The organism is Microbacterium sp. KUDC0406 (assembly GCF_021582875.1).
Classification (GTDB): domain Bacteria; phylum Actinomycetota; class Actinomycetes; order Actinomycetales; family Microbacteriaceae; genus Microbacterium.
Genome location: NZ_CP091138.1, coordinates 2901395 through 2926186 on the forward strand (window position 1 = coordinate 2901395; position 24792 = coordinate 2926186).

Below are 24792 nucleotides of genomic sequence, written 5' to 3' on the forward strand. Positions count from 1 at the left end.
ATGCGCCAGATCTTCCTCGTCGACAACTCGGTGCTCCAGCGTGTCCACCGCTCGGTGCCTGTGAAGGAGGCGCTCACCGAACTTCTCGCCGCCGGAGACTTCGGCGGATGCCTGCCGCAGCTCCTCGAAGAGGGGTACTCCGCCAGGTCGGCCGACGAGCATGCGATCCTGCTCGATGCGAATCGCAGAGCCAAGATCTTCCTCCCGCCGGATGGTCGGGTCGCCGAGATCGCGGTCGACCTGCAGAGCAGGCTGTTCAACTCCGGCGCCGGCCGCTCCGTCGGCGTCAGCGATCTGCAGATCGCCGCAACCGCGATCCGGCACACCGATGAGGCGCAGCGAGTCGTCGTCGTGCACTACGACGCCGACTTCGAGAACGTCGCACGCATCGCCCCGGAGTTCGCGCACCGCTGGATCGTGCCCCACGGATCCGTTCACTGACGTCACCGTCCCGCCTGCGGCCCGTCACCGCCGCGTCTCCCGGGGTTCACCTGCCGCCCGTAGACCGGAGGGAGGGGACCGTAGGCCCCGGAACGGAGCGTCATCGTGACCGTCAGCATCGGAGACCGTGTGGTCGGCGGGGGCCGCCCCGCGTACGTCATCGCCGAGATCGGCCTGAACCACAACGGCGATGTCGAGATCGCCAAGAAGCTCATCGACGTGGCCAGGGAGGCCGGTGCCGACGCGGTGAAGTTCCAGAAGCGCACCCCCGAGATCGCCACGCCGGAGCACATGCGCGACGTGCCGCGCGAGACGCCGTGGGGCACCATGCCCTACCTCGACTACCGCCGCAGGGTCGAGTTCGGCCGAGACGAGTACATCGAGATCGGCGACCACGCCACGATGTCGGGTCTGCACTGGTTCGCGTCGCCGTGGGATGTGCCGAGCGTCGAGTTCCTTGAGGACCTGGGCGTCGTCGCGCACAAGGTCGCCTCGGCGAGCCTGACCGACACGGAACTGCTGCAGGCGCTGCGCGCCACGGGCAAGCCCGTCATCCTCTCCACCGGCATGTCCACGACCGAGCAGATCGACCGCGCCCTGGACACCCTCGGCACCGACCGCACGATCCTCATGCACGCCACGTCGACGTATCCGATGGAGCCGGGCGAGGCCAACCTCAAGATGATCAGCACGCTGCGCGACCGCTACGCCGGCGTGCCCGTCGGCTACTCGGGCCACGAGCGCGGCCTGCAGATCTCGCTCGCCGCCGTCGCCCTGGGCGCCGTGGCCGTCGAGCGGCACATCACCCTGGATCGCGCGATGTGGGGATCCGACCACGCGGCCTCACTCGAGCCGGGCGGCTTCGAGCGGCTGGTGCGCGACATCCGCGTCATCGAGGAGGCGCTCGGCGACGGCGTCAAGCGCGTCTACCCCGGTGAGCTCGCCCCGATGGCCAAGCTGAGGCGCGTGGGAGCATGACGTACCCGGGCAGCCGGGCCCCGCGCCTGCGGGTGGTGGCGATCGGTGATGCGGATTCGTTCGTGAAGTGGTCGGCCGCGCTGATCGACCGGGTGCCCGACATCAGCCAGCACATGCTGCTGGTGCGCACTCCGCTGGTCGTCAGCGACGCGCAGAAGCGCGCCGCGCTGGCCGGCACCCGGTTCGCCGAGGATGCCAGGTCGGTGACCCGCCTCGCGTACGCCGATGTGGCGTCGTGGCTGGCCCGCGACCGCCCCGACGTGGTCGTGCTGGCCGGCCGCGCACCGTTCGTGCGACTGCTGGGCTGCGAGATCGACCGGCTCGCCGAGCGGCCGATCGTCGTGAGCGGGCTGCCGGGCATGTCGATCCCCGCGCTGCGCGGTGCGCTGGAGTACCGCCGGCACACCGATCTCATGGTGGTGCACTCCCGACGCGAGGTGGCCGCGTACTCCCGGCTCGGGCGCCGGCTCGGCGTCACGGTGCCGATCGCGCTCGCGACGCTGCCGTACGCGCCGAGATCGGATGCCGCGGCCGAGGGCGCTCCCCGCGCGCCGGTGCGCGGCACCGAGACCGAGCTGCTCACCGGCCCCGGCACGGATCTCGTCTTCGCGGCCCAGGCGCTCGTTCCGGCCGCGCGTGCCGAGCGCCGCCGGATCGCCGAGATCCTTCGTCTCGCCGCGGTGGCGGATCCGGCTCGGCGGGTGGTCGTGAAGCTGCGGTCGCGCCCCGGCGAGGCCGAGACGCACGAGGAGCGCGACCCATACATCGACCTGCTCGATGGCGCACCGGACAACCTGGTGCTCTCCTACGCGCCGATGTCCGAGGCGCTCCTCACCGCTCAGGGTCTGGTCACCGTCAGCTCCACCGCGGCGATCGAGGCTCTGGGGCACGGAGTCCCCGTGATCGTCCTGGACGAGTTCGGGGTGCGGCCGGAACTGCTCAACCAGGTCTTCGAGGGCAGCGAGCTCGCCGGCTCCGCCGATGACGTCGTCGCGCGGCGGTTCCGGTATCCGGATGCCCAGTGGGCGGCGACCAACTACTTCCATCGGCCGGACGAGTCGATCTGGTGGGACGAGGTGCGCCACCTCGTCGCGCTGCGTCGTCGCGGACTGCTGCCCGCACGCTCCGTGCCGAGGCCGCGCGGCGGCGCACTGCACGCGGCGTGGCACCGCAAGAGCGTGCTCGGCGCAGAGGACCGCACCGTCAGTGGCGCGATCGCCGGCCTCGTGGGCGCCCCCGTCGCGGCGGCTCTGCTGGCCAGTAAGCGCCGCCGCGCGGCATCCGACGGCAGGGAATGGCAGGACGAGGCGAACGACTTCACGCTCGCGCCCTCGCCGCTGGTCGAACCTGTGAAGAGGCACGCCGCCGTCATCCGCTAGACTGTTGTGGTTGTCTGCCCGGCGGATGCTTCGACAAGCTCAGCAACCGGGTCAGGCACGTGCAACACACCCTCCTGCTTCCGGGAAAGTCCCGGGAGCCGTTCTAGTCCGAAGGAGGTGGGTAAGTGACGCACCAGTACGAGCTCATGGTCATTCTGACCCCTGAGCTGGACGAGCGACAGGTTGCCCCCAACCTCGACAAGTTCCTGAAGGTCATCACTAACGATGGTGGCTCGATCGACAAGGTCGACATCTGGGGCAAGCGCCGTTTCGCCTACGAGATCAACAAGAAGACCGAGGGCATCTACGCCGTCGTCAACTTCACCGCGACCAGCGAGGCCACGCAGGAGATGGACCGCCAGCTCAAGCTGAGCGAGCTCGTCTTCCGCACCAAGGTCCTGCGCGCCGAAGAGGCCCAGGCCATGGTCGCCGCAGAGGCGAAGCGCGCCGAGGCCAAGGCCGCGCGCAAGCCCAAGGCAGCGAAGGCGTAATCGCCATGGCCGGCGAAACCGTCATCACCGTGGTGGGAAACCTCACCGCCGACCCCGAGCTGCGCTACACGCAGAACGGGCTGCCGGTGGCGAACTTCACCATCGCCTCGACCCCGCGCACCTTCGACCGTCAGGCGAACGAGTGGAAGGACGGCGAAGCGCTGTTCCTCCGCGCCTCGGTGTGGCGCGAGTTCGCCGAGCACGTGGCGGGCTCGCTGACCAAGGGCATGCGCGTCGTCGCACAGGGTCGTCTGCGTCAGCGTTCGTACCAGGACCGGGACGGCAACAACCGCGTCTCGATCGAGCTCGAGGTCGATGAGATCGGCCCCTCGCTCCGGTACGCGACCGCTCAGGTCACGCGCGCCGCATCCGGCAACAGCGGCGGCGGCAACTTCGGCGGCGGGCAGTCCCGTCCGCAGCAGCAGGTCTCGGAAGAGCCGTGGTCGACCCCCGGCTCGTCGAGCGCCGACGCCTGGAGCGCTCCGGGCAGCTTCGGCGACGACACCCCGTTCTAACTTCTGGGTCCCTGAGCCTGTCGAAGGGCACAGGAACTCCCAACTCATCTCGTAAGGAAAACTCATGGCTGGAAAGTCGAGCGGCGACCGCCGCAAGCCGCGGAAGGGTGGCAAGCCCACCGCTCCCGCGAAGTCCATCCGCGTGGGCGTCATTGACTACAAGGACGTCGCCACGCTTCGCAAGTTCATCTCGGAGCGTGGAAAGATCCGCGCCCGTCGTATCACCGGTGTCTCGGTGCAGGAGCAGCGTCTGATCGCCAAGGCGATCAAGAACGCACGCGAAATGGCGCTCCTGCCCTACGCTGGCGCTGGCCGCTGAGGGGTACCGACATGGCAAAGCTGATTCTCACGAACGAGGTCGCCGGGCTCGGTAGCGCAGGCGACGTCATCGAGGTCAAGAACGGGTACGCCCGCAACTACCTCATCCCGCAGGGCTACGCCGTGGCGTGGACCCGTGGTGGCGCCAAGCAGGTCGAGTCGATCCAGGCCGCCCGCCAGGCACGCGCGATCCACGACCTCGACGAGGCCAAGGACCTCAAGGCGAAGCTCGAGGCCGGCAAGGTGCGCCTGTCGGTCAAGGCCGGCGCCGAGGGCCGTCTGTTCGGTTCGGTGAAGCCGGCCGACGTGGCCGACGCCGTCGCCGCGGCCGGAGTGGGCTCGATCGACAAGCGCAAGGTGCACATCACCGCCCCGATCAAGTCGGTCGGCGACCACGAGGCCACCATTCGTCTGCACGACGACGTGACCGCCGTGATCGTGCTGCAGGTGATCGCCGCGAAGTGATTCGCCCGATGGGCTCCTGAGCCTGTCGGAGGATGCCCCGTTCTCCTCGGAGAGCGGGGCATTCGGCGTCTCAGGAGACTGAGACCGTTCGAAACCCCGCGTTCGCCATCGATGAGTCCGGGGTGTTCGACGAGCGCGCGGAGTTGCGATAGCGATTGCAGTACGAGTCGTGGCACAGGAAGCTTCCGCCGCGGAGCACTCTGGTCGACTTCGGCGTGAACCAATCTCCACACCACTCCCAGACGTTGCCCACCATCTGCCAGAGCCCGTAGCCGTTCGGTTCGAACGTCCGCACAGGGGCTGTCGTCAGCCATCCGTCCTCGCCGCTGTTCTCATGCGGGAAGGTCCCCTGCCAGATGTTCGCCCGCCATCCGCCATCGTCGATCTCGCGGTCTCCCCAGGGATACTTGGCCGATTCGATCCCGCCTCGGGCGGCGTACTCCCACTCTGCTTCCGTGGGGAGGCGACGCCCCGCCCAGGCGCAGTAGGCGTTGGCGTCATTCCAGCTGACGTGCACCACAGGATGGTCGGCGAGTCCGTCGAGGTCGCTCAGCGGTCCGCGCGGATGCCGCCAGTCGGCACCTCGGACGCCCCACCACCAGGGGGTGCCCGGCGCACGTCCGATGATGTCGTCGTCCCGTGCAGCCAGCGCGCCCTGGAAGACCGCCGAGAACCCGAAGTTCTCGGCCTCCGTGCGGTGACCGGTGTCGGAGACGAACCGCAGGAAGTCGCTGTTCGTCACTGTCGTGACATCGATGTCGAACCGGCCGAGAGCCACGCCGTGTCGAGGCGTCTCCCCGTCGCCGACGTTCGCATCTCCGGACGAGTCGCCCATCAGGAACGACCCCGCAGGTATGCGTGTCTGGCAGATCCGATGCCGATCCGTCGACCGGTGCTCGGGCGACTGGGGTGCTGCCGCGGAAACCGGCAGCGACCGTGAGTGCCGGGGCCGCGACGGTGCGCAGCAGGACGGGTGGCCGTCGCCCGCAGCAGGGTTCATCGCTGTCGGCTCGCGTCGTCGCTCCGGCGCCGGTCGCCGGGGAACTCGGCGTGGATCGCCGTGACGGCAGCCCCTCGAGCCCACTCGAAGAAGTCCATCGGACGCACGAGCGGTCGCTGCTGTGCGGTTCCCGCTGACGCGTACTGCTGGAATCCCCGTATGAGCGCTTCCTCGGCGAGATCACACAGATGGATGCCCTCACCGGACAGGATCACGGCGTCCACGAAAGTGGTGGAGGCGATCTCGGCGGCGGCGTGACCGATCGCGTACGCCGCCTCCTGGACGACTTTCAGAGCGAGTGGATCACCGCGGCGGGCGAGCTCCAGCACATCGTCGATCGTGAGCGGACGCGATCGGCCCACCGACGCCGCGGCGACGATCAGCGAGGGCGCGACGTAGCTGGTCAGGCATCCGCGATGTCCCTCGGGCACAGCGGGCCCGCCGGGTCGACGGGCAGATGCGAGACGGCGTCCATGCGGGAGTTGAGGACGGAGTCGTGCATCACCACGCCGTCGTGCATGACCACTCCGTAGCCGATCCCTGCGCCCACGGTGAGCAGAGCGAATCCGTCGTACTCCCGCCCATGGCCGAACCAGTGCAAGGCGCGGAGCAGGCCGACCACGTCGCTGTCGACGTGCACCGGCACGGTGAAGTGCGGGGCCAGGAGGGTCCGCAGCGGCACGTCCTCCCATCGCAGATGCGGACCGACGATCACCCTGCCATCGGCGGACACTGTCCCGCCCAGGGTCACGCCCACCGCATCGAGGGGTCGCGCCGAGCCGCGTTGCAGTTCGGCGGCGACCGCGGCGATCGTGTCGATGACGGCGTCGACACCGGTCGACGGGAGCGGCAGCGCCGTGCGTGCCAGCTCCCGAGCGCGCAGATCGGTGGTGACGCCGAACACCGTGTCCGAGGTGACCTTGATGCCGGCGAAGCGCCCTCGGCTCGGCTCGACGTCGAGTCCGAACGCCGACCGTCCCAGTCCGGACGAGAGCGGTCGGTCGGTCTCGATGAGCACTTGGCTTGCAAGGAGGGGACGGATCAGCCGGGTGATCGTCGCGAGCGAGACGCCCAGAAGCCCGGCGAGCTCCGAGCGTGTTCGAGGCCCGTTCACCAGGAGATCCGTCGCGATCGTGCGCGAGAGATCTGCGGCGCGACGGGGGTGCTCATCGACGGATCCCCGCACCAGGGATCCGTGCGGGCAGCAGGTGCGTCGCCAGTTCCGGCACGTCCTGCACGACCGCCATCGCTCCTGCGCCTTCATCGTCGTCTCCGAAGCCCCATCGCACCAGGATGGCGGCGATGTCGTTCGCCTGCGCCCCTTCGATGTCGTGTCGACGATCGCCCACCAGGACGGGGGCGGTGAGATCGCAGCCGGCATCCGCCAGTGCGCGCAGGGCGTCGCGCACCACCTCGGCCTTCGTGCCGCCGGTCTCGTCGTCGCGTGCGCCGCAGATCACGACGAAGTGCTGATCGAGTCCGAGCCGCTGGAGGATCTGCACGGCCAGGGTGCGCACCTTGGATGTCGCCAGCGCCAGCGGGATGCCCGCGGAGTTCAGGTCTGCGAGCAGGTCTCTCATCCCGTCGTAGACGGTGACGTCGTGCATTCGCGGCCGGTACTGCCGGCGGAACTCCCGCACGAGGTCGTCGAGATGGTCGCCCGGGGCGCCGACGATCGTCGAGAAGCCCTCGCGGATCGGCGGGCCGGCGAACCGCAGCAGCGCGGACGCCAGCAGAGCCGGATACCCGGCCCGGCGCAGTGTGGCGGCCGCGGCGGTGGTGATCGCGGCGGCCGAGTCGGTGATCGTGCCGTCGAGATCCAGCAGGACCGCGGTCGGAGCCGGGGTCGAGGAGAGTTCGGCCATGCGCATCACTCCTTGACGGGGTCGACTTCTTTTCGCAGGGGAAAGCTGCGACGGAAGCGACACTAGCGCGGGGTCTGCGGTCGCGGCCGTCCGTCCTCGCGAGGACGGATCCCGTGCGCCTGCACGTCCGTGCACGAGGCCGCGAAATACCTGGCCACTCCGACGACAAGGGCGGGCACACATGTGCAGCTCCTGTGGCGCGCCGGAGTCTGCGCAGTAACTTCAACTCACTTCGCCTCTTTCCGCTGTGAAAAGATCCGCGAAACCCGAACCCAGAGATCTCTGATTCCAAAGGAGGAACGTCAGATGAGACGGACACAGAAGGCACTGATCGCGGCAGCGACCGCCGGGACCATGATGCTCGCCCTCGGAGGCTGCGCCGGAAGCGCCGCGGAGAAGGACGACGACGGCCGCATCGTCGTCACCTTCTGGCATTCGATGAGGGCGAACAACGGCGAGCAGCTGCAGAAGTACATCGATGAGTTCAACGACAGTCAGGACAAGATCTACGTCGATGCCTCCGAGCAGGGCATGTACGGAGAGGCGTACACGAAGGTGATGCAGGTGGTGGGGACCGAGGACGCCCCCGATCTCATGCAGATGGGCAACCTGCGCGAGACGATGGACGCCGACATGATCACGCCGATGCAGGACTTCATCGACGCCGATGACGATTTCGATGAGGACGCTCTTCTCGACGCCGCACGCGGCACCTACAGTGCCGACGGCAGACTCCAGTACATGCCGCAGGCGGCGTCGAACAACGTCGTGTTCTACAACGTCGATGCTTTCCGGCAGGCCGGGCTCGACCCGGACAAGCCGCTGAAGACCTACGCGGAATTCGAGAACGCCGCCCGCGTGCTGAAGCAGAAGCTCGGCATGGACCAGGGCGCTGCCTTCCTGATCGAGGGCGGGGCGTTCTCATCGCTGATGAGCGTGCAGGGCGAGCCTGTGGTGAACAACGGCAACGGCCGAGAGGACACGCCCACGGAGGCGGTCTTCAACGACAAGGCGGGCGTCGAGACGATGACCTGGCTGAAGAGCATGTACGACGAGGGCGTGATCGGCAACTACGGCCGGGCGTATGACGACATGCGCCAACCCTGGTACTCGCAGAAGATCGGCATGATCGTCGACACGACAGCAGCGACGATGATGCACTCGCAGGCGGCGGAGTTCGAGTTCAACTCGATGCCCATGCCGGTGCCGGAAGGGATCACCCCTGGTGCGGCCTCGCTGGGCGGCGCAGGGCTGGCGATCTTCTCCGACAGCCCCGATGAGACGCAGCAGGCGGCGTACGAGTTCGTGAAGTTCCTCGTCTCGCCGGAGATCCAGGCACGCTGGGCCGCGAGCACCGGCTACTTCCCCGTCGTGCAGACCGCGTACGACGAGCAGATCCTCATCGACGCGATGGCGAAGAGCCCCGCGCTCGCATCGGCCAACAAGCAGGCCAGGGAGGCCGGAGACGATGTCGGTTCCCTCGGCGCGCTGTCGGGTGTCAGCCCCAACAACTACATCGCCGACGCGTGGGAGGCCGTCTACAACGGAGGCGATCCGCAGGCCGAGCTCGACAAGGCGGCCGACCTCGTGACGGACGCACTGGAGAGTTACAACGGTGTGAACTGATGACCATGGTGGACGCGCGCCGCCGCAGCAGGCGGCGCAAGGAATGGAAGAACCTGCTCAGCGGACTCGTCTACCTCGCACCGGCCCTGATCGTCTTCGGCGTGTTCCTGTTCTACCCGGCCGTGAAGACGGGGTGGCTCAGCGCGTTCACAACCAACGTGCGGGGGCTGCCGAAAGCCTTCGTGGGGTTCGGCAACTACATCGACAACCTCACATCGGAAGGCTTCCTGTCGAGTCTTCGAGTGACGCTGCTGTTCGCATTGATGGTGGTGCCGGTGACGATGATCGTCGCGTTGTGCCTGGCTGTGCTCGCGAATGAGAAACTGCGCGGCATCGGGTTCTTCCGCACTGTGTACGCGATCCCGCTCGCCGTGTCGTCCGCGGCCGCCGCAGTGGTCTGGCGACTGATCTTCCATCCCAGCCAGGGGATCCTCAACTCGCTGCTCGGGGTGTTCGGCGTCGAGCCGGTCGGATGGCTCACCGATCCCAATGTCGCCCTCATATCGGTGTCGTTGACGACCATCTGGATGCACCTCGGGTTCAACTTCATCGTGCTGCTCGGCGGGCTGCAGTCGCTGCCCACCGAGCTGTACGAGAGCGCGGCGATCGATGGGGCGGGGCGCATGCGTCAGCTGACGAGCATCACGCTGCCACTGCTGTCTCCTGTGCTGTTCTTCGTGGGGATCGTGCTTGTCATCGACTCGTTCCAGTCGTTCGGGCAGATCGACATCCTCACCCAGGGCGGCCCTGCGGGAGCTACGAACCTGATCGTCTACGAGATCTATCAGAACGCGTTCGTGCGCAACCGCGTCGGCTACGCGAGCGCGCAGACCATCGTGCTCTTCGTCATCATCCTGGTGCTCACCGCCGTGCAGTACCGATTCAGTGAGCGGAAGGTGCATTACCAGTGAATCTCGCGCAAGGACGGGTATCCCGAATCCTGGTCTGGACCGGCCTGTGCGTGGCGGCTCTGCTGACCACGTTCCCGGTGCTGTACGCGATCTCGTCGAGCCTGATGACCCAGCGGGACTTCAACGCCGGCGCCGTGCTGCCTTCCTGGCCGCTCGAGTTCGGCAACTATGCCGCCGCGTTCGGCAAGTTCCCGCTGCTGCACTATCTGCTCAACACGCTCATCATGTCCGGGATCGTCACCGTGGCCCTGCTGATCACGTCGAGCCTCGCGGCGTTCGCGTTCACCTTCATCCCGTTCCGCGGGCGCAGCGTGCTGTTCGGGATCGTACTGGCGACTCTGATGATCCCGTGGGAGGCGACGATCATCGTCAACTTCCAGACGGTACGGGATCTGGGGTGGCTCAACACGTTCGCGGGGCTGACCGTGCCGTCCTTCGCGATGGCGTTCGGCATCTTCCTGTTGAGGCAGTCCTTCCGCACGCTACCGGTGGAGCTCTACGAGGCGATCCAGATCGATGGTGCGTCCCGCTTCCGGTTCTTCGTGTCCGTCGTCCTCCCGCTCTCGCGTCCGATGCTGGCCACGCTCGGGGTCTACAGCTTCATCACGACCTGGAACAAGTACCTCTGGCCGCTGCTCGTGACCAGCACCGACAAGGTGCGCACGGTGCAGATCGCTCTGAAGGGGATGCAGGGCGAGGCGACGACCGCGTGGCCGCTGGTGATGGCGGCGACCGTGATGGTGATGGCGGCGACCGTCCTCGTCCTGGTGATCGGACAGCGTCAGCTGAAGGCCGGGCTCGCCGCCGGCGCGGTGAAGGGATGAGCATGACTGCAGGAACCGACGAATCGGTCCGCCACAGAGTGCTGCTGGTCGGATGGGACGGCGTGCGCGACGACACGGCCCGTGGTCTGCAGCTGCCCGCGCTCGGCGGTCTGGCCGCAGCGGGGCGGTGGTGGACCACGACTCTGCCGGATGTGGACGTCGCACCGACATGGACCGCAGTGGGCTGGTCGACGATCCTCACCGGCGTGGGACCCGACGAGCACGGAGTGATGGGTAACGACGCGGAGCTTAACCGGTTGCACCGATACCCGGAGGTGCTCACGACCGCTTACTGCGAGCGTCCCACACTCAACACCTATGGCGCGGCCTCAGCGCTGATCTTCGGCACCGCGCACGGGCCAGGCCCCTTGTTCGGGCCGGGGGTGCGCACTGTCGACTGGGTGGACAGGCGGGAGTACCCGGGCAAGTTCACCGAGACGGATCTGGTGATTCAGGAGGCCGCCGAGCGTCAATTGCGCGAGCACGACCCCGATCTGGCGTTCGTCTATCTCGGTGAGGCCGATCAGATCGCGCACGAGATCGGCACCGGCGATGAGTACGAGGCCGCGATCCGGCGGCAGGACGGCAGGCTCGGCCGGCTGATCGCCGCCGTGCGCGGCCGACCGCGGTTCGCCCAGGAGAACTGGCTGGTCATGGTGACGACCGACCACGGTCACCGGGACGGCGGCGGACACGGTGGCGGCACCTGGCAGGAGCGGCAGTCGTTCGTGGTGGCGGGGCTGATCACGGACGATCCGGTCGCCCCGCCCGCTGCATGGGCGGATCACGCGGAGAACGTCGACATCGCCCCCACGATCCTCAGCCACCTCGGAATCCCGCTTCCCTCCCGGTTCCGGGGAGGAGTCTGCGCGTCTCATGATCGGGTTCTTCACCGACTCCACCTGGATCGAGGTGGAGCTGCTGTTCGCGGCGTTCCTGTTGTGCTCGCTGATCGGCGTCGAGCGCCAGATGCGCCAGAAGAGTGCCGGATACCGCACCCATGTCCTCGTCGGACTCGGCGCCTGCGGCTTCACCCTGGTGTCGGCGTACGGGTTCGGTGAAGTGCTCGGCGCCGACGTGACCCTCGATCCATCGCGGATCGCCGCGCAGATCGTCTCCGGCATCGGCTTCCTCGGCGCAGGGGTGATCTTCAAAGCCGGCAGCGCGGTGCGCGGACTCACGACGGCGGCGACGGTCTGGGAGGCCGCCGCCGTCGGAATGGCCTGCGGGGCGGGGATGATCTCGCTCGGCGTCGCCCTGACGGTGCTTCACCTGCTGACGCTGTTCGTGTTCGCTCCGCTCCTGCGGCACCTGCCCAGCGCCGACCGCAACCGTGTGATCAAGATCACCTACATCGACGGCGGCGGCGTGCTCCGGGACGCGTTGGCACGAGCGACATCGATGGGGTACAGCGCCTCGGTGCTGAGCAGCCATCGCAGCAGCGTCGCCGATGTCCCTGCCGTGCGCGTGACGGTGAGGTTCCACGGGAGGCAGCCGCTCACCGACCTGGTGCCCTCGCTGGGGGGACTCGAAGGCGTGGAGAGCGTCGAACTGGTCGGCGCCGCGAGAGGCGGCGACGATGACACCGTCTGATCGATCGATGCTCGTGACCGATCAGGCCGGGGCACATGTGGTGCTGACGGATGAAGTCGGGCTCGTGCTGCGTGAATGGCGGGTCGATGGCGACCCGGCATGGGGTCTGCCGAACGAGGCCAAGGCGGTTGGCTGGAGCGGTGAGCGGATGCTGCTCGTCACGGACTCGCGCGGGTTCACGGGGCTGTTCACCTGGGATGGCGACCTGAGATGGAGGGTGGATGAAGGACCGGACGCCAATCCGCACTCCGCCGAGCTTCTGAGCGACGGCCGGGTCGCCGTGGCCTCGTCCGACGGCGGGACGGTGCGCGTGCATCGCGGAGTCGGTCAGGGGGATGCTGATGAGCAGGGTGGCCTCATCGCCGAGGCGGCACTTCACGATGCGCATGGGCTTGCGTGGGATCCGGCACGCGGCGGGCTGTGGGCGCTGGGCGGTCGATGGCTGGTGCACTGGAGCTGGCAGTCCGGCATCGCGGCCCTGCATGAGACGTTCCGCACCGAACTGCCGAGTGCACACGGTCACGACCTCGCCTGGGAGCGAGGACAGCACCCGGACCGGCTCTGGGTGACGACGGACTACGGGGTGCATTCCTTCGACGTCCGTCGACGCCAGTGGCTGCCGCCGGAACCTGTATGCCTGCGCAGTGCGCGGGGCGTGAAGAGCATCGGTCGTTCGGCCGCAGGGGATGTGCTGTACACGCAGGCCGACGAGGAGTGGTGGACCGACTCTCTGAACATCCTCACGGAGGAGTCGAGCCGGGAGAATGGCCGCCCGGAGCGCGTCCGTCTCGCCGGCATGCGGATCTACAAGGCGCGATGGGCGGAGGGCGACCGATGAGGGCCCTGATGGTCATGTTCGACAGCCTGAACCGGCGCTACCTCCCGCCCTACGGCGCCACGCGCGTGCACGCACCGAACTTCCGGCGGCTCGCCGCCCGGACGGTGCGCTTCCTGAACTGCTACGCGGGCTCGATGCCGTGCATGCCTGCGCGACGCGAGCTCCACACGGGCCGGCACAACTTCCTGCACAGGGAGTGGGGTCCGCTCGAACCGTTCGACGACTCGATGCCGGAGCTGCTCCGGGACAGCGGTGTGTACACGCACCTGGTCACCGACCACCGCCACTACTGGGGCGATGGCGGGGCCACCTTCCACGGTCGTTACAGCAGCTTCGAGTTCATCCGGGGGCAGGAGGGCGACGCCTGGCAGAGTGCGGTCATCGATCCTGAGACGCCCGACATCGCCCCGGAGCTCCAGCCGCGGGACGACAGCATCTGGCGGCACGACTGGGCCAACCGCCGGCACATGACCCAGGAGGCCGACCATCCCCAGACGCGCACCTTCGACGGCGGCATCGCATTCCTCCGTGAGAACGCGCGGGAGGACGACTGGTTCCTGACCATCGAGTCCTATGACCCTCATGAGCCGTTCTTCTCTCCTGAGCGATTCCAGCGCCTGTACGAGACGGACTACGACGGCCCTCACCAGGACTGGCCTTCATATCGCAAGGTGCTCGAAACCGAATCGCAGGCGGACCATCTACGGGCGCAGTACCAGGCGCTGGTCAGCATGTGCGACGAGTCGCTCGGGCGTGTTCTCGACGTGATGGACGAGCTCGACCTGTGGCACGACACGCTGCTCATCGTCTGCACCGACCATGGACTGATGCTCGGGGAACAGGGCTGGTGGGGCAAGGGTGTGCAGCCTTGGTACGACGAGAACATCCACACACCGTTGTTCGTCCGGGATCCCCGGCATCCTGCGGAGGGAGTCGTCAGGGATGCGCTGGTGCAGACCATCGACATTCCGGCGACGGTACTGGAGTACTTCGCGGTGCCCCGCCCGAACGACATGCAGGGCAGGAGTCTCGACGTCGTGCTGCGGGATGACGAGCGAGTGCACGATGCCGCGCTCTTCGGCTCATTCGGCGGCCACGTGAACGTCACGGACGGGCGGTACATCTACATGCGAGCTCCCCTCACCGCGTGCAACGAGCCGTTGTCCAACTTCACGCTCATGCCTGTGCACGCCGCATCGCGATTCAGTGCCGAGGAGCTGTCCGGGGCCGAACTGGTGGCGCCGATGCCGTTCACCAAGGGGATGCCCCTGCTGAAGACCCCGGCCTCGCCGCACGGCAATCCGTACCACTTCGGTTCGATGCTGTTCGACCTCGAGGACGACCCCGGTCAGGAGCACCTGATCGTCGACGACGAGATCGAGCTGCGCCTCGCGACGCTCCTCGTGCAGCTGATGCGGGACAACGACGCCCCGGACGAGCAGTTCGTGCGGCTCGGCCTGCCCGATCGGGGCCCTGTGCAGTACCGACACCTGTTGCTGCGCGCGCAGCACGAGCGGGCGGCGACCGCGAGGAAGGATCCGCCGGTCAGGGCGCTGTTCCACAGCGCTTCACCGGTGGTCGCGCGCAGTGTTGCCGAGCTCTGCGCCGATGACCGCGCGCGGGCGACCGTCGAGAACCTGTTCCCGGACGTGATGGGGATGGCGGGTCTCGCATCGGTGAGCAGGAGAACTCTGTGGGAGATCGCGTTGATCCTGCCGTCCGTCACGACCGCGCGTCTTCGTGAACTCGAGAAGGAACTGTCCAGTGAAGGGAAAGAAAATGTCTGATCACAAGGGTGTGAGTCGTCGCCTGCTCCTCGCGGGGCTGGCAGGAGCACCGATCGCGGTGGGCGCTTACGGTGCCGTACAGCAGGAGGCGCAGCCGGGAGAGGCCGCGCTCGCCAGATCGACGGTGGACGAGACCACGGCGTCCGCGACGACGGATCATCGGAAACGGATCCATTTGAAGCTGGACCGCGCATTCGACGGCTTCGCCGATGCCGTCGCCGCGGGCGGGGTGAACAGTTACTTCCCGCAGGGGTTCTCTGTCGACGAGGAGGAGAACGAACTGTACGTCTCCTACTCCGCCGTGACCTCGGCGACGACGAAGCCGCTGTGCTACGTGGTTTTCGACTTCGAGACGGGGGCGACCAAACGGTGGTTCCTGGCGGGGGCGGGCGGCTACGCGCAGTCCTTCAGCATCGTGCGTCGTGCAGGCGTGAAGTGGCTGGTGGCCGTGCACAAGTACCAGCAGAGCATCGGGAGATACGACATCACCGCCGCGGCCACCGGGTCGACGGTGCAGCCGGAGTCCGTCTTCACGGTCGACTGCACCACGGACGTCTGCGTCACCGGCGACTACGCCTACGTGTCCACAGCCCAGCGCCGGGCCTCCGGTCCCGGGTACAAGTCGGTGACCATGGTCTACGACTGGGACTTCACCCCACGGGCGCAGTTCGAGATCCCGATGATGTCGAACGGCAACTTCTACACCGGGAAGATGACGCCCAAGCGGCAGAGCTTCTGGGTGGGGCCCGGATTCATCGCGGCGGGCTATGGCCGGGGAGAGGCGGAGAACGACACCCACGGCTATGACGCGATCGGGTGCGTGCTCTTCGGCCCTGACGGCGGCGTGCGCCGATCCAGTCTGCACAAGCGCGCGCTCTACCGGACCGTCTTCGAGACCATGGAGGGGGCCTCGCCGACCACCCGGATGGAGAACGAGGGCGTCTGGGTGAGCAAGGCAGGAGATGTCTTCACACTGCAGGTCGGCGGCGGCGACAAGATGTGGATGTATCTCGTCCAGGAGTTCTGCGGCGCGGGCGCCGAGGCGACCGACTTCTCCTCGTCGGCCATGGTACTGGGCAACAACGCGCGAACGGATGCGTACTATCCGGTTCCGACCAAGGAGGGAATGATCCGGCATCCGCTCACCGGCGCACTGGTCTCGACATCGGCGGCGGTGGCGCGCCTGATGCGCGAGATCGGAGTCGTCACGCTGGGCTTCTCGACGGTGGAGTTCAGCGGGATGAAGCAGGGATCGGCGGCATTTCCGGCGAAGTCGTTCGTCGAGTTCACCATGTGGGGCGAGCGGGAGTTCGACTACACCGTTACGTCGGCGACCGCGATCAAGCGCTACCATCTCACGCTCGACGCCGCGGGCGAACCCACCGGCGAGGTCGCGCCCACGGACGCGCGCCAAGGCGTCGGCACGGACAGTGGCGGGCTCCAGGACACCGCACTGGGCGACGGCCTGTACGAGGTCGGGCCCGACGCGTCGGGTGCGCCGAAGGGCAAGCCGTTCGGCGGGGTGCTGCAGCGGATCGTCCACGGAGACGGTGATCTCATCAACCTGCTCTTCGGCGCCCCAGGCGGAGAGAACGCGGGCAAGGTGTTCATCCAGACCAAGGCCGAAGCCGGATCGTGGTCGGCGTGGCGCGCCTTCACGACGGAGGAGGTCTGAGTATGACGGCGCGGCGAGGGGCAGGAGCGACGGATGCGGGCTGACGACGACTTCCCGGGTGGCAACGGGCTCATCGAGCAGGTGGACGGGCGGATCGATGTGCGTCCTGATCTGCGCGACACGATCGGCACCTGGTTCTACTGGTGCTTCCGGGTGCGCGATGGTGCGGGGCGGCGGATCCGGGTCAGGGTCAGCGGCGAGCCGCACACGCCGATCGGCCCCGGCGGTCCGGCAGTGAGCACAGATGCGGGACGCTCCTGGCGATGGCTCGGGAACGACGCGCTCGCCGGCGACGAGTTCGTCTTCGATGCGCCGCACGACGGCGACGAGATCCGCTTCTCGTTCGGGATGCCGTACACGGCCTCTGATCTGACCGCATTCCTCGATCGTCACGCGGACGATCCGCGGTTGGAACGACGGGAGCTCACCCGTTCCGAGCACGGCAGGCCCGTCGAGCTGCTCGTGCTGCGCAGCACAGCGGAGGAGCCACATCACCGAGTGCTCCTCACCTGCCGCCACCACGCCTGTGAGATGATGGCGAGTCATGTGCTCGAGGGGGCTTTGGACGAACTCCTCGCCGTCGCGGACCCCGTCACGCGATGGCTCGCCTCCCGGGTCGAGTTCGTCGTGCTGCCCTTCGTCGACGTCGACGGCGTCGAGGAGGGCGATCAGGGCAAGAACCGCGCGCCGCACGACCACGGGCGCGACTACGCCGCCGAGGACGGACGGTACGCCGCGGTGCGCGCGGTGCGCGATCTGGTGCGCGCAACGCGCTTCGATGTGGTGCTGGATCTGCACTGTCCGAACATGACCGGTCCGACCTCGGAGCGGATCTACTTCGTCGGATCGCCGGACATGGAGAACTGGGCCGCGGTGCAGTCACTCAGCAGGGAGCTGGAGCGCGGCGCGAAAGGGTTGCCGTACCACCGGGCGAACGACCTGCCGTTCGGTACGTCCTGGAACGTCGAGGGCAACTACACCGCCCGCGACGGCTCCGACCGGCCGCAGCAGTCGATCGGTCTCTTCCTGGACGGTATGTCCGATGTGGGAACGCATGCCATCCTCGAGGTGCCTTACGCCTCGGCTGAGGGCGTCCAGGTCGACACCGGGTCGGCCAGGGCGTTCGGTGCCGACCTGGCCCACGCCATCGGCCGTCACCTCAGAACCTCGATGCCGATGGAGGCGCGCGCAGAATGACCGACGAACACCCGACCGATGAACACCCGACCGACGGGGACGCCGCCAGACGGAGCCCTGCCCGATCCTGGTTGCGCAGCGACGCGCCGCAGCTGGACCTGTCGGGGTCGTGGAGATTCCGGTGGTCCCCGGTGGCCGATCCGGGAGACGCCCCATGGGCCGAGGACTATGACGACAGCGCGTGGGACGAGCTGCCCGTCCCCTCGCACTGGGTGCTGCACGGGAGAGGCCGGTACGGACGTCCGATCTACACGAACAAGCGCTATCCGTTCCCACTCGATCCTCCGCACGTCCCCGACGAGAACCCCACCGGAGATCACCGCAGACGGTTCGAGCTCCCGGCAGGCTGGCCCTCCGGTCGTACCCTGCTGCGCCTCGACGGGACGGAGTCGGTCGCGCGGATCTGGCTGAACGGCAGTTACGTCGGCGCACGCTCCGGGTCGCGACTGGTACAGGAGTTCGATGTCACCGACCTGCTGCGCGGAGCGGACAACGTGTTGCTGATCCGCGTGCACCAGTGGTCCGAGGGCTCGTACCTGGAGGACCAGGACCAGTGGTGGCTCCCCGGCATCTTCCGCGAGGTGGCCCTCCTGTCGCGGCCGTCCGGTTGCCTGGACGACGTCTGGCTGCGGGCAGAGTTCGAAGCAGGGCGGGGGACGGTCGTCCCCGAGATCACGGCGGCATCGGACGCGTACCCGGTGACGCTCCGGATTCCGGAGTGCGGCGTCGCCGTCCGCTGGGATGCGCCCGGTGACGTCTCACCAGTCGCCGTGCTCGGTGTGCAGCCGTGGAGCGCCGACATCCCGCGTCTCTACGACGCGTATGTTGAGGCGCAGGGAGAGACCGTGCGGATGCGACTCGGGTTCCGCACCGTGCGGGTGGACGGCACGCGCGTGCTGGTGAACGATCGTCCACTCCGACTGCGCGGAGTCAACCGTCACGAGATCGACAGCCGCGCAGGGCGCGTGTTCGACCTCGATCGGGCACGGGCGGATCTGCTCTCGATGAAGAGACATCACGTCGATGCCATCAGGATGGCGCACGCCCCGCCCCACCCCGCGCTCCTCGAGTTGACGGATGAGCTGGGGTTCTGGGTCATGGACGAGTGCGACCTGGAGACCCACGGCTTCGAACTGGTCGGCTGGCGGCAGAACCCCTCCGACGAACCGCGGTGGGCAGCAGCGATGCTCGATCGGGCGGAGCGGATGATCGAGCGGGACAAGAACCATCCGTCGGTCGTGTTCTGGTCGCTGGGCAATGAGTCATGGACGGGGGCAAATCTCGCGGCGATGGCCCGGTTGATCCGCACGCGGGATCCCTCGCGCCCGATCCATTACGAAGGCGATCACGCCGGCGAGTACGTCGATGTGTACTCCCGGATGTACCCGGCTCTGGAGGAGATCGATGCTTTCTTCGCCCCCGACGGTCCGATCGCCGCGGCGCACCATCCGGCCTCACACGTGACACCCGCGGAGGCCGCGCGGGTGCGCAGCATGCCGTACCTGATGTGCGAGTACCTGCACGCGATGGGAACGGGGGCCGGCGGGGCGGCGGAGTACGCCGCGCACACGGCTCACCGTCCAGGATTCGTGGGCGGATTCGTCTGGGAATGGCGTGACCACGCGCTGCTCGACGATGACGGACATCTCGCGTACGGCGGTGACTTCGGCGAAGAGGTGCATGACGGCGACTTCGTCTGCGACGGCCTGGTGCTGGCGGACTCCACCCCCACCTCCGGGTTGTTGTCCTGGTCCGCGACGATCGCGCCCGTGCAGATCGGGTGCGACGGCGACGTGGTCGTCGTCGAGAACCACCAGCACGCAAGGCCGACGGACGTCGTCATCGCATGGAGGGTCGAGCGCCGGGGAGTGCCGGTGCGGCAGGGGGAGTTCGGCATCGATGCGGTGCCTGCCGGGCAGGAGCACCGGATGCCGCTGCCGCAGCAGGTGCGGGACGCGATCGAGAGCGCACGCGCCGATCCGGAGGAGACCTGGCTCACCTTGGAGCTGCGCAGCGTCGCGGCGACCGAATGGGCCGACCCCGGCTGGATCGTGCATCGCACCCAGGTCGCTCTGACGCCGAAGCCCGCGCGAGCGCGCTCAGGTGCGGCCGCCGCTCCCGCGCCCGCAGAGCTCTTCCAGAACGAGGTGCGAATCGGTGCGGTCCGCTTCGATCGCACGACGGGGGAGATCACCCGGCTCGGGGCGATCCCGCTGTCCGGTCCGACGCTCGAGCTCTGGCGGGCACCGACCGACAACGACGAGGGGCACGGGCCGTTCGACTACGAGGTGCAACGTCCCGCCGAGGCATTCGCCGACGGAGGCACCGGACCGTCGTCGGCGGACCGATGGCGGGCATCGGGTATCGACCGCATCCGCCGCCGGGTGCTCGGCGTCGAGCCGACCGGGGAGGGGCTGCTGGTGCGCTACCGTTCCGCGCCGGCTGGGTCGTCGCTCGCCGTCGACTCCACCTTCCGCTACAGCTGGCGGGACGGGCGGCTGCAGTGCACGGCGGCCGTCGAGCCGGTCGGGCCCTGGACGGGCAGCTGGCCGCGGGTGGGACTTCGATTCGGCATCCCGGCGGTCGAGGCGGCGGAGTGGTTCGGCGAGGGGCCGGGAGAGTCGTACCCGGACATGCGGGACGGCGTTCACGTCGGCCTGTTCCGCTCATCCGCGGATCGGCTCGCCTCCAACACCGTGCGCCCGCAGGAATCCGGTCACCGCAGTGCGATGCGCCACCTCGTTCTGGAGACGGCGGCGGGGGACGTGCGTATCGAGGCCGAAGACGACCCCGACCTGCCCGGGTTCTCGGTCGGTCCGTGGACGGCGCAGGAGCTGTCGAAGGCGAGCCATCGGCATCGGCTGCGGCCGCCCGGCGACACCTGGTTCCTCTATCTCGATCTCGCGCAGCAGGGTCTCGGTTCCCGGTCCTGCGGGCCCGGGGTGCGGCCGGAGCACGTGCTCACCCCGCGCCCGATGCGCACCGCGTTCACGGTGCAGATCACGGGATGAGTTGCGCATGTGTTCACGCTGTCCCGGAGCACGCGGGACGTCGCGGTTCGGCCCCTGCACCTCTGTGCACGCGATTGTCGGAGGGGCCGCCGCTCAGCACGATCGATCAGAGCACGGAGAGAGGATGACCATGAGCACGAGGACCTATACGAGGACGATCACGTCTGAGGAGCCCACCGACGTCCTGGTGGTGGGCAGCGGACCGGCGGGGCTCGCCGCAGCGGTGGCGGCCGCCAGGAGCGGTGTCTCCGTGAGGATGATCGAGCGGTTCGGGTTCCTGGGCGGCAACCTCACCGCCGGGCTCGTCGGGCCGTGCATGACCTCCTTCTCGCTGGACGGTGAGACGCAGCTCGTGCGCGGGGTCTTCGACGAGTTCGTGCGCAGGATGGAGTCCATCGGCGCGGCCGTCCATCCCTCCCACACCAAGGGCGGCACCCCGTACGCGGGCTTCATCAGGTTCGGACACGACGCCGTCACCCCGTTCGAGCCGGAGGCCGCGAAGCGCGTGGCGCAGGAGATGGTGCTCGAGGCGGGTGTCGATCTGCTGCTGCACACCTGGGCCGTCGACGCGGTCGTCGAGGACGGCGCGGTGCGCGGAGTGGTGGTCGCCAACAAGAGCGGCATGTCGTTCCTGCCCGCCGAGGTCGTGATCGACGCGACAGGGGACGGCGACATCGCCGCCCTCGCCGGCGCGGAGTTCACGAAGGGGAGGGAGAGCGACGGGCTGATGCAGCCGATGACGTTGTTCTTCCGCATCGGCGGCGTGCACGACGCGGAGGTCGAGCGCTATCGGGGTGAGCATCCCGATGAGCTGTTCCCGTTCCAGGGGATCGTCGAGCGTGCACAGGCGTCGGGGCGCTACGTGCTGCCCCGCCGCGGGGTCCAGTTGTTCAAGACCCTCGAGCCTGGCGTCTGGCGGATCAACACCACGCGTGTGCTCGGCCTGGACGGCACGGATGCCAGGGACCTCACCCGCGGCGAGATCGAGGCGCGCCGGCAGGTGGACGTGTTGATGGACTTCTTCCATCGCGAGCTCCCCGGCCTGCAGGACTGCACCCTCATCGACACCGCGGCGACGGTCGGCGTCCGCGAGACCAGGCGGATCGCCGGTGAGTACGAGTTGACCCTGGACGACCTGGTGGCGGGCCGGCATTTCGACGACGTCATCGCCGTGGCCGGCTATCCGGTCGACATCCACAGTCCGTCCAGCACGCAGGGACCGTTCGACGACGGCATCCCCCCGACGGCGAACGCCTATGAGATCCCGTACCGTAGCCTGGTTCCGCTGCAGGTCGACGGCCTGCTCGTCACCGGCCGGTGCATCTCCGCCACGCACGAGGCCCTCGCAGCTGTGCGGGTGATGCCGCCGTCGTTCGCGATGGGCGAGGCGGCGGGCGTCGCGGCGGCATTCGCGGTCGGTGCCGGCGCGCCCGTGCGAGACGCCGATGTCGGTCTCGTGCAACGGGAGCTGGTCTCGCGCGGCGCGTACCTCGGGGCGCCGGCCGATGCTGTTCCCGCCACCCCCTGACTCATCCTTCCCTCGGACCGGACCTCTTCCTCACATTGGAGTGACAAGGAAATGATCAGACGCGTCGTCTCGGCGAGCACCATCGGAACCGCGCTGGAGTGGTATGACTTCATGCTCTTCGGCACGGCGTCGGCCCTCGTCTTCAACAGGGTGTTCTTCGCCGATGCCGATCCCGTGGCAGGCACGCTCGCCTCCTTCGCGACGTTCGCCGTCGGGTTCTTCGCCCGGCCGATCGGAGGACTGCTCTTCGGGCATCTCGGGGATCGTTACGGACGCAAGTGGGTGCTCGTCGCGACGCTCACCATCATGGCGATCTCGTCGTGCCTGATCGGCGTGGTGCCCGACTACCGGACGATCGGCATCCTCGCCCCCATCCTGCTCGTGGTGCTCCGCATCGCGCAGGGGCTCGGCGCCGGTGCGGAGTATGCCGGCGGCTCGCTCATGGCCGCCGAGCACGCGCCGGAGGGCAAGCGCGGCCTCTACGCGGCGATTCCGCCGACGGGCAATGCGCTCGGCGTCATCCTCGCCGCGCTGGTGTTCACGCCGTTCACCTGGCTTCCAGAGGAGGAGTTCCTCGCCTGGGGATGGCGCATCCCGTTCCTGGTGAGCATCCTGATCCTGCCGGTGGGCCTCTACATCCGTCGACGGGTCGACGAGACCCCGGCCTTCACGAATGACGTGGAGCAGGGGCACCGCCATCGGGTGCCGTTCCTCGCGCTGATGCGCAGTCACCCGCGCCAGGTGATCCTGTCCGTTCTGGCGAGCGTGGGACCGAACGTGGCGACGTATGTGCCGAGCGTGTACGCGCTCAGCTACATCACCGGCAACGTGGGGCTCGCCGCATGGATCGCCACTGTGGGGGTACTGATCGCGAACGTCGTGAAACTCGTGACCCTCCCGCTCTCCGGGGCGCTCTCAGATCGTTTCGGGCGAAGGAAGGTCTTCATCTCCGGCGCGCTGCTCTGCGCTCTGCTGGCCTTCCCGTTCTTCTGGTTGCTCGACTCCGGGCTCAGCATCCTGGTCTGGCTGGCGATGCTCCTGGTGCTGACCGTCTCGAACGATCTGATGCTCGGATCTCAGGCGGCACTGCTCGCCGAGCAGTTCGACAGCAGTGTGCGGTTCACCGGGGTGGCGTTCAGCCGAGAGTTCGCGGCGGCGGTGGCGGGCGGAACGCTGCCGTTCATCGCAGCCGCGCTCACGGCGGCCACGCACGGCACGTGGGCGATCTCTCTGGTGATGATCGGAATGAGCCTCGTCGCTGCGGTCGCGGCGTTCTTCCTCAAAGAGGGGAGCGGCCGCGCCCTCTGGGGCAGAGGCGCGGACAGTGTGGACCGGGTCGAGAGGGTCGGCTGAGCCCGACCGACTGCGACGACGCTTCCGGCTCAGCCCAGAAGCGTCGTCGCGGTCACCTCGTCGATGACGAGGTCCGTGACGAAGCCTCCGCGGAGTGCGGCAGTGAGCGCGGGCACCTTGTGATTACCGCAGGTGACGCAGATCCGTCGCGGGATCCCGAGCACCGCAGTGGGGTCGGGGCCCGTCGTCCGGTCGTTCATGCGGATCCGGTCGGTGCGTCCTTCAGCGTCGACGAAGGTCGTCGCGACGTCGCCGATGGCGCCGTCCTCGCGCAGCGCGCCGAACTCATCCTCGTCGAGGAAGTGGCCGTTCAGCCACGGCTGATTCGGATGGCCCTTGTTGACCGTGCCGACATTGAACAGGAAGAGGTCGGCTGAGGCGAGCATGCTCCTTGCGTTCCGCATCAGCCTTTCCCGCTCGATGAGCTGTTTGCTCTCGGGGGAGTCGAGGAAGATCGGGAACGGCACCTGCTGGATACTGGCGCCGAACGCGGAGGAGAAGCGCTCCAGGATCCCCACGGAGTGGTGGATGCCGCTGGAGGACTGCCCGATTCCGTTGGCCTGGACGATCCACGAATTCGTGCAGGGCTTCGAGGTGAGGTGGCGGCTGATCTCGTTGACCATGGTTCCCCAGGACAGCGCGAGCACCGCGTCGGCGTTCATCGTCTCGACGACGAGTGCCGCCGCCGCGTTCGCCGTGCGCGCGTAACGTTGATCGCCAGGGGTGCCGTCCGGAACGGCGACGACGCGCGCGCGGACGTTGTGGCGGGCGGCGATGGCCCGCTCGAGCGAGTCGATGCGGAACCGCGGCGGCAGGACTCTGATCTCCACGAGCCCGTTCTCTCGCGCCCCGGCGAGGAGGCGGGAGACACTGGATCGCGAGACCTGCAGATCGTGGGCGATCGCGGCCATGGTCCTGCCCTCGTCGTAATACTGCTGTGCGGCCATGACGGCCAGCTCGTCAGGATCCACGACGCTGTCCCTTCCTTCCCGGTGCG

General features: G+C 68.0%; 24 protein-coding genes. 19 read left to right on the forward strand and 5 right to left on the reverse strand.

All coding sequences use genetic code 11. The features are described from left to right. From L2X99_RS14330 to rplI, 7 genes are all read left to right on the forward strand, one after another. Window positions 1–441: a PIN domain-containing protein gene (locus tag L2X99_RS14330; protein WP_236126153.1), complete on the forward strand. Its 441-nt coding sequence runs from the start codon at window positions 1–3 to the stop codon at window positions 439–441. Between the two features lie 105 nt (window positions 442–546). Beyond that, complete coding sequence (locus L2X99_RS14335) at window positions 547–1419, forward strand: N-acetylneuraminate synthase family protein (RefSeq protein WP_236135295.1); 873 nt, start codon at window positions 547–549, stop codon at window positions 1417–1419. After that, window positions 1416–2798, forward strand: coding sequence for a DUF6716 putative glycosyltransferase (locus L2X99_RS14340; protein WP_236126151.1), 1383 nt, complete (start codon window positions 1416–1418; stop codon window positions 2796–2798). Before L2X99_RS14335 ends, L2X99_RS14340 begins: the two co-directional genes overlap by 4 nt. Before the next feature lie 125 nt (window positions 2799–2923). Beyond that, on the forward strand, window positions 2924–3289 hold the full coding sequence (gene rpsF / locus L2X99_RS14345; protein ID WP_236126150.1) for a 30S ribosomal protein S6: 366 nt from the start codon (window positions 2924–2926) through the stop codon (window positions 3287–3289). 5 nt (window positions 3290–3294) lie between these two features. Then, window positions 3295–3804, forward strand: coding sequence for a single-stranded DNA-binding protein (locus L2X99_RS14350; RefSeq protein ID WP_236126149.1), 510 nt, complete (start codon window positions 3295–3297; stop codon window positions 3802–3804). A gap of 64 nt (window positions 3805–3868) precedes the next feature. After that, entirely contained in the window at window positions 3869–4123 is a 255-nt protein-coding gene (rpsR, locus tag L2X99_RS14355) for a 30S ribosomal protein S18 (RefSeq protein ID WP_071641238.1), read from the forward strand. Window positions 4124–4134: 11 nt separating this feature from the next. Beyond that, complete coding sequence (gene rplI / locus L2X99_RS14360) at window positions 4135–4587, forward strand: 50S ribosomal protein L9 (protein WP_236126148.1); 453 nt, start codon at window positions 4135–4137, stop codon at window positions 4585–4587. A 70-nt stretch (window positions 4588–4657) separates the two neighbouring features. Here rplI and L2X99_RS14365 read toward each other — a convergent pair whose 3' ends face one another. The 4 genes from L2X99_RS14365 to L2X99_RS14380 are packed head-to-tail and all read right to left on the reverse strand — an operon-like array spanning window position 4658 to window position 7452. Continuing rightward, window positions 4658–5587 carry a formylglycine-generating enzyme family protein gene (locus L2X99_RS14365; protein ID WP_268928520.1) on the reverse strand — a complete coding sequence of 310 codons (930 nt, stop codon included), beginning with the start codon at window positions 5585–5587 and terminating at the stop codon, window positions 4658–4660. Beyond that, on the reverse strand, window positions 5584–6018 hold the full coding sequence (locus L2X99_RS14370) for an ROK family protein (RefSeq protein WP_236135296.1): 435 nt from the start codon (window positions 6016–6018) through the stop codon (window positions 5584–5586). Before L2X99_RS14370 ends, L2X99_RS14365 begins: the two co-directional genes overlap by 4 nt. Next, entirely contained in the window at window positions 5991–6773 is a 783-nt protein-coding gene (locus tag L2X99_RS14375; protein WP_236135297.1) for an ROK family protein, read from the reverse strand. Before L2X99_RS14375 ends, L2X99_RS14370 begins: the two co-directional genes overlap by 28 nt. Then, window positions 6754–7452 carry an HAD hydrolase-like protein gene (locus L2X99_RS14380; RefSeq protein WP_236126145.1) on the reverse strand — a complete coding sequence of 233 codons (699 nt, stop codon included), beginning with the start codon at window positions 7450–7452 and terminating at the stop codon, window positions 6754–6756. The genes L2X99_RS14375 and L2X99_RS14380 overlap by 20 nt, the downstream gene beginning before the upstream one ends. Before the next feature lie 306 nt (window positions 7453–7758). Between L2X99_RS14380 and L2X99_RS14385 the strand changes: the two genes are divergently transcribed. The 12 genes from L2X99_RS14385 (at window position 7759) to L2X99_RS14440 (ending at window position 23795) form a co-directional block, all read left to right on the forward strand. Continuing rightward, window positions 7759–9078 carry an ABC transporter substrate-binding protein gene (locus L2X99_RS14385; protein WP_236135298.1) on the forward strand — a complete coding sequence of 440 codons (1320 nt, stop codon included), beginning with the start codon at window positions 7759–7761 and terminating at the stop codon, window positions 9076–9078. Beyond that, window positions 9078–9989 carry a carbohydrate ABC transporter permease gene (locus tag L2X99_RS14390; protein WP_236126143.1) on the forward strand — a complete coding sequence of 304 codons (912 nt, stop codon included), beginning with the start codon at window positions 9078–9080 and terminating at the stop codon, window positions 9987–9989. The genes L2X99_RS14385 and L2X99_RS14390 overlap by 1 nt, the downstream gene beginning before the upstream one ends. A 50-nt stretch (window positions 9990–10039) precedes the next feature. Next, window positions 10040–10813 (forward strand): carbohydrate ABC transporter permease, encoded by a 774-nt coding sequence (locus L2X99_RS14395; RefSeq protein WP_236126142.1) that lies wholly within the window; start codon window positions 10040–10042, stop codon window positions 10811–10813. 2 nt (window positions 10814–10815) lie between these two features. Further along, window positions 10816–11874, forward strand: coding sequence for an alkaline phosphatase family protein (locus L2X99_RS14400; RefSeq protein ID WP_236135299.1), 1059 nt, complete (start codon window positions 10816–10818; stop codon window positions 11872–11874). Then, window positions 11783–12406, forward strand: coding sequence for an MgtC/SapB family protein (locus tag L2X99_RS14405; protein WP_236135300.1), 624 nt, complete (start codon window positions 11783–11785; stop codon window positions 12404–12406). Before L2X99_RS14400 ends, L2X99_RS14405 begins: the two co-directional genes overlap by 92 nt. Beyond that, window positions 12393–13244 (forward strand): DUF6528 family protein, encoded by an 852-nt coding sequence (locus tag L2X99_RS14410; protein WP_236135301.1) that lies wholly within the window; start codon window positions 12393–12395, stop codon window positions 13242–13244. Before L2X99_RS14405 ends, L2X99_RS14410 begins: the two co-directional genes overlap by 14 nt. 8 nt (window positions 13245–13252) lie before the next feature. Then, on the forward strand, window positions 13253–15031 hold the full coding sequence (locus L2X99_RS14415; protein WP_236126140.1) for a sulfatase: 1779 nt from the start codon (window positions 13253–13255) through the stop codon (window positions 15029–15031). After that, the gene (locus L2X99_RS14420) at window positions 15024–16706 is read left to right on the forward strand and encodes a hypothetical protein (RefSeq protein ID WP_236126139.1); all 1683 of its coding nucleotides are present in this window, start codon (window positions 15024–15026) and stop codon (window positions 16704–16706) included. Before L2X99_RS14415 ends, L2X99_RS14420 begins: the two co-directional genes overlap by 8 nt. Before the next feature lie 33 nt (window positions 16707–16739). Then, on the forward strand, window positions 16740–17903 hold the full coding sequence (locus L2X99_RS14425; protein ID WP_236135302.1) for a M14 family zinc carboxypeptidase: 1164 nt from the start codon (window positions 16740–16742) through the stop codon (window positions 17901–17903). Then, on the forward strand, window positions 17900–20914 hold the full coding sequence (locus tag L2X99_RS14430) for a glycoside hydrolase family 2 TIM barrel-domain containing protein (protein WP_236135303.1): 3015 nt from the start codon (window positions 17900–17902) through the stop codon (window positions 20912–20914). The genes L2X99_RS14425 and L2X99_RS14430 overlap by 4 nt, the downstream gene beginning before the upstream one ends. A gap of 130 nt (window positions 20915–21044) precedes the next feature. Continuing rightward, on the forward strand, window positions 21045–22442 hold the full coding sequence (locus L2X99_RS14435; protein ID WP_236126819.1) for an FAD-dependent oxidoreductase: 1398 nt from the start codon (window positions 21045–21047) through the stop codon (window positions 22440–22442). A gap of 51 nt (window positions 22443–22493) precedes the next feature. Next, the gene (locus L2X99_RS14440) at window positions 22494–23795 is read left to right on the forward strand and encodes an MFS transporter (protein ID WP_236126137.1); all 1302 of its coding nucleotides are present in this window, start codon (window positions 22494–22496) and stop codon (window positions 23793–23795) included. A gap of 29 nt (window positions 23796–23824) precedes the next feature. Here the strand turns inward: L2X99_RS14440 and L2X99_RS14445 are convergent, their stop codons facing one another. Beyond that, window positions 23825–24766, reverse strand: a complete 942-nt coding sequence (locus L2X99_RS14445) for a sugar-binding transcriptional regulator (protein ID WP_236126136.1) — start codon at window positions 24764–24766, stop codon at window positions 23825–23827. Window positions 24767–24792: the final 26 nt, after the last annotated feature.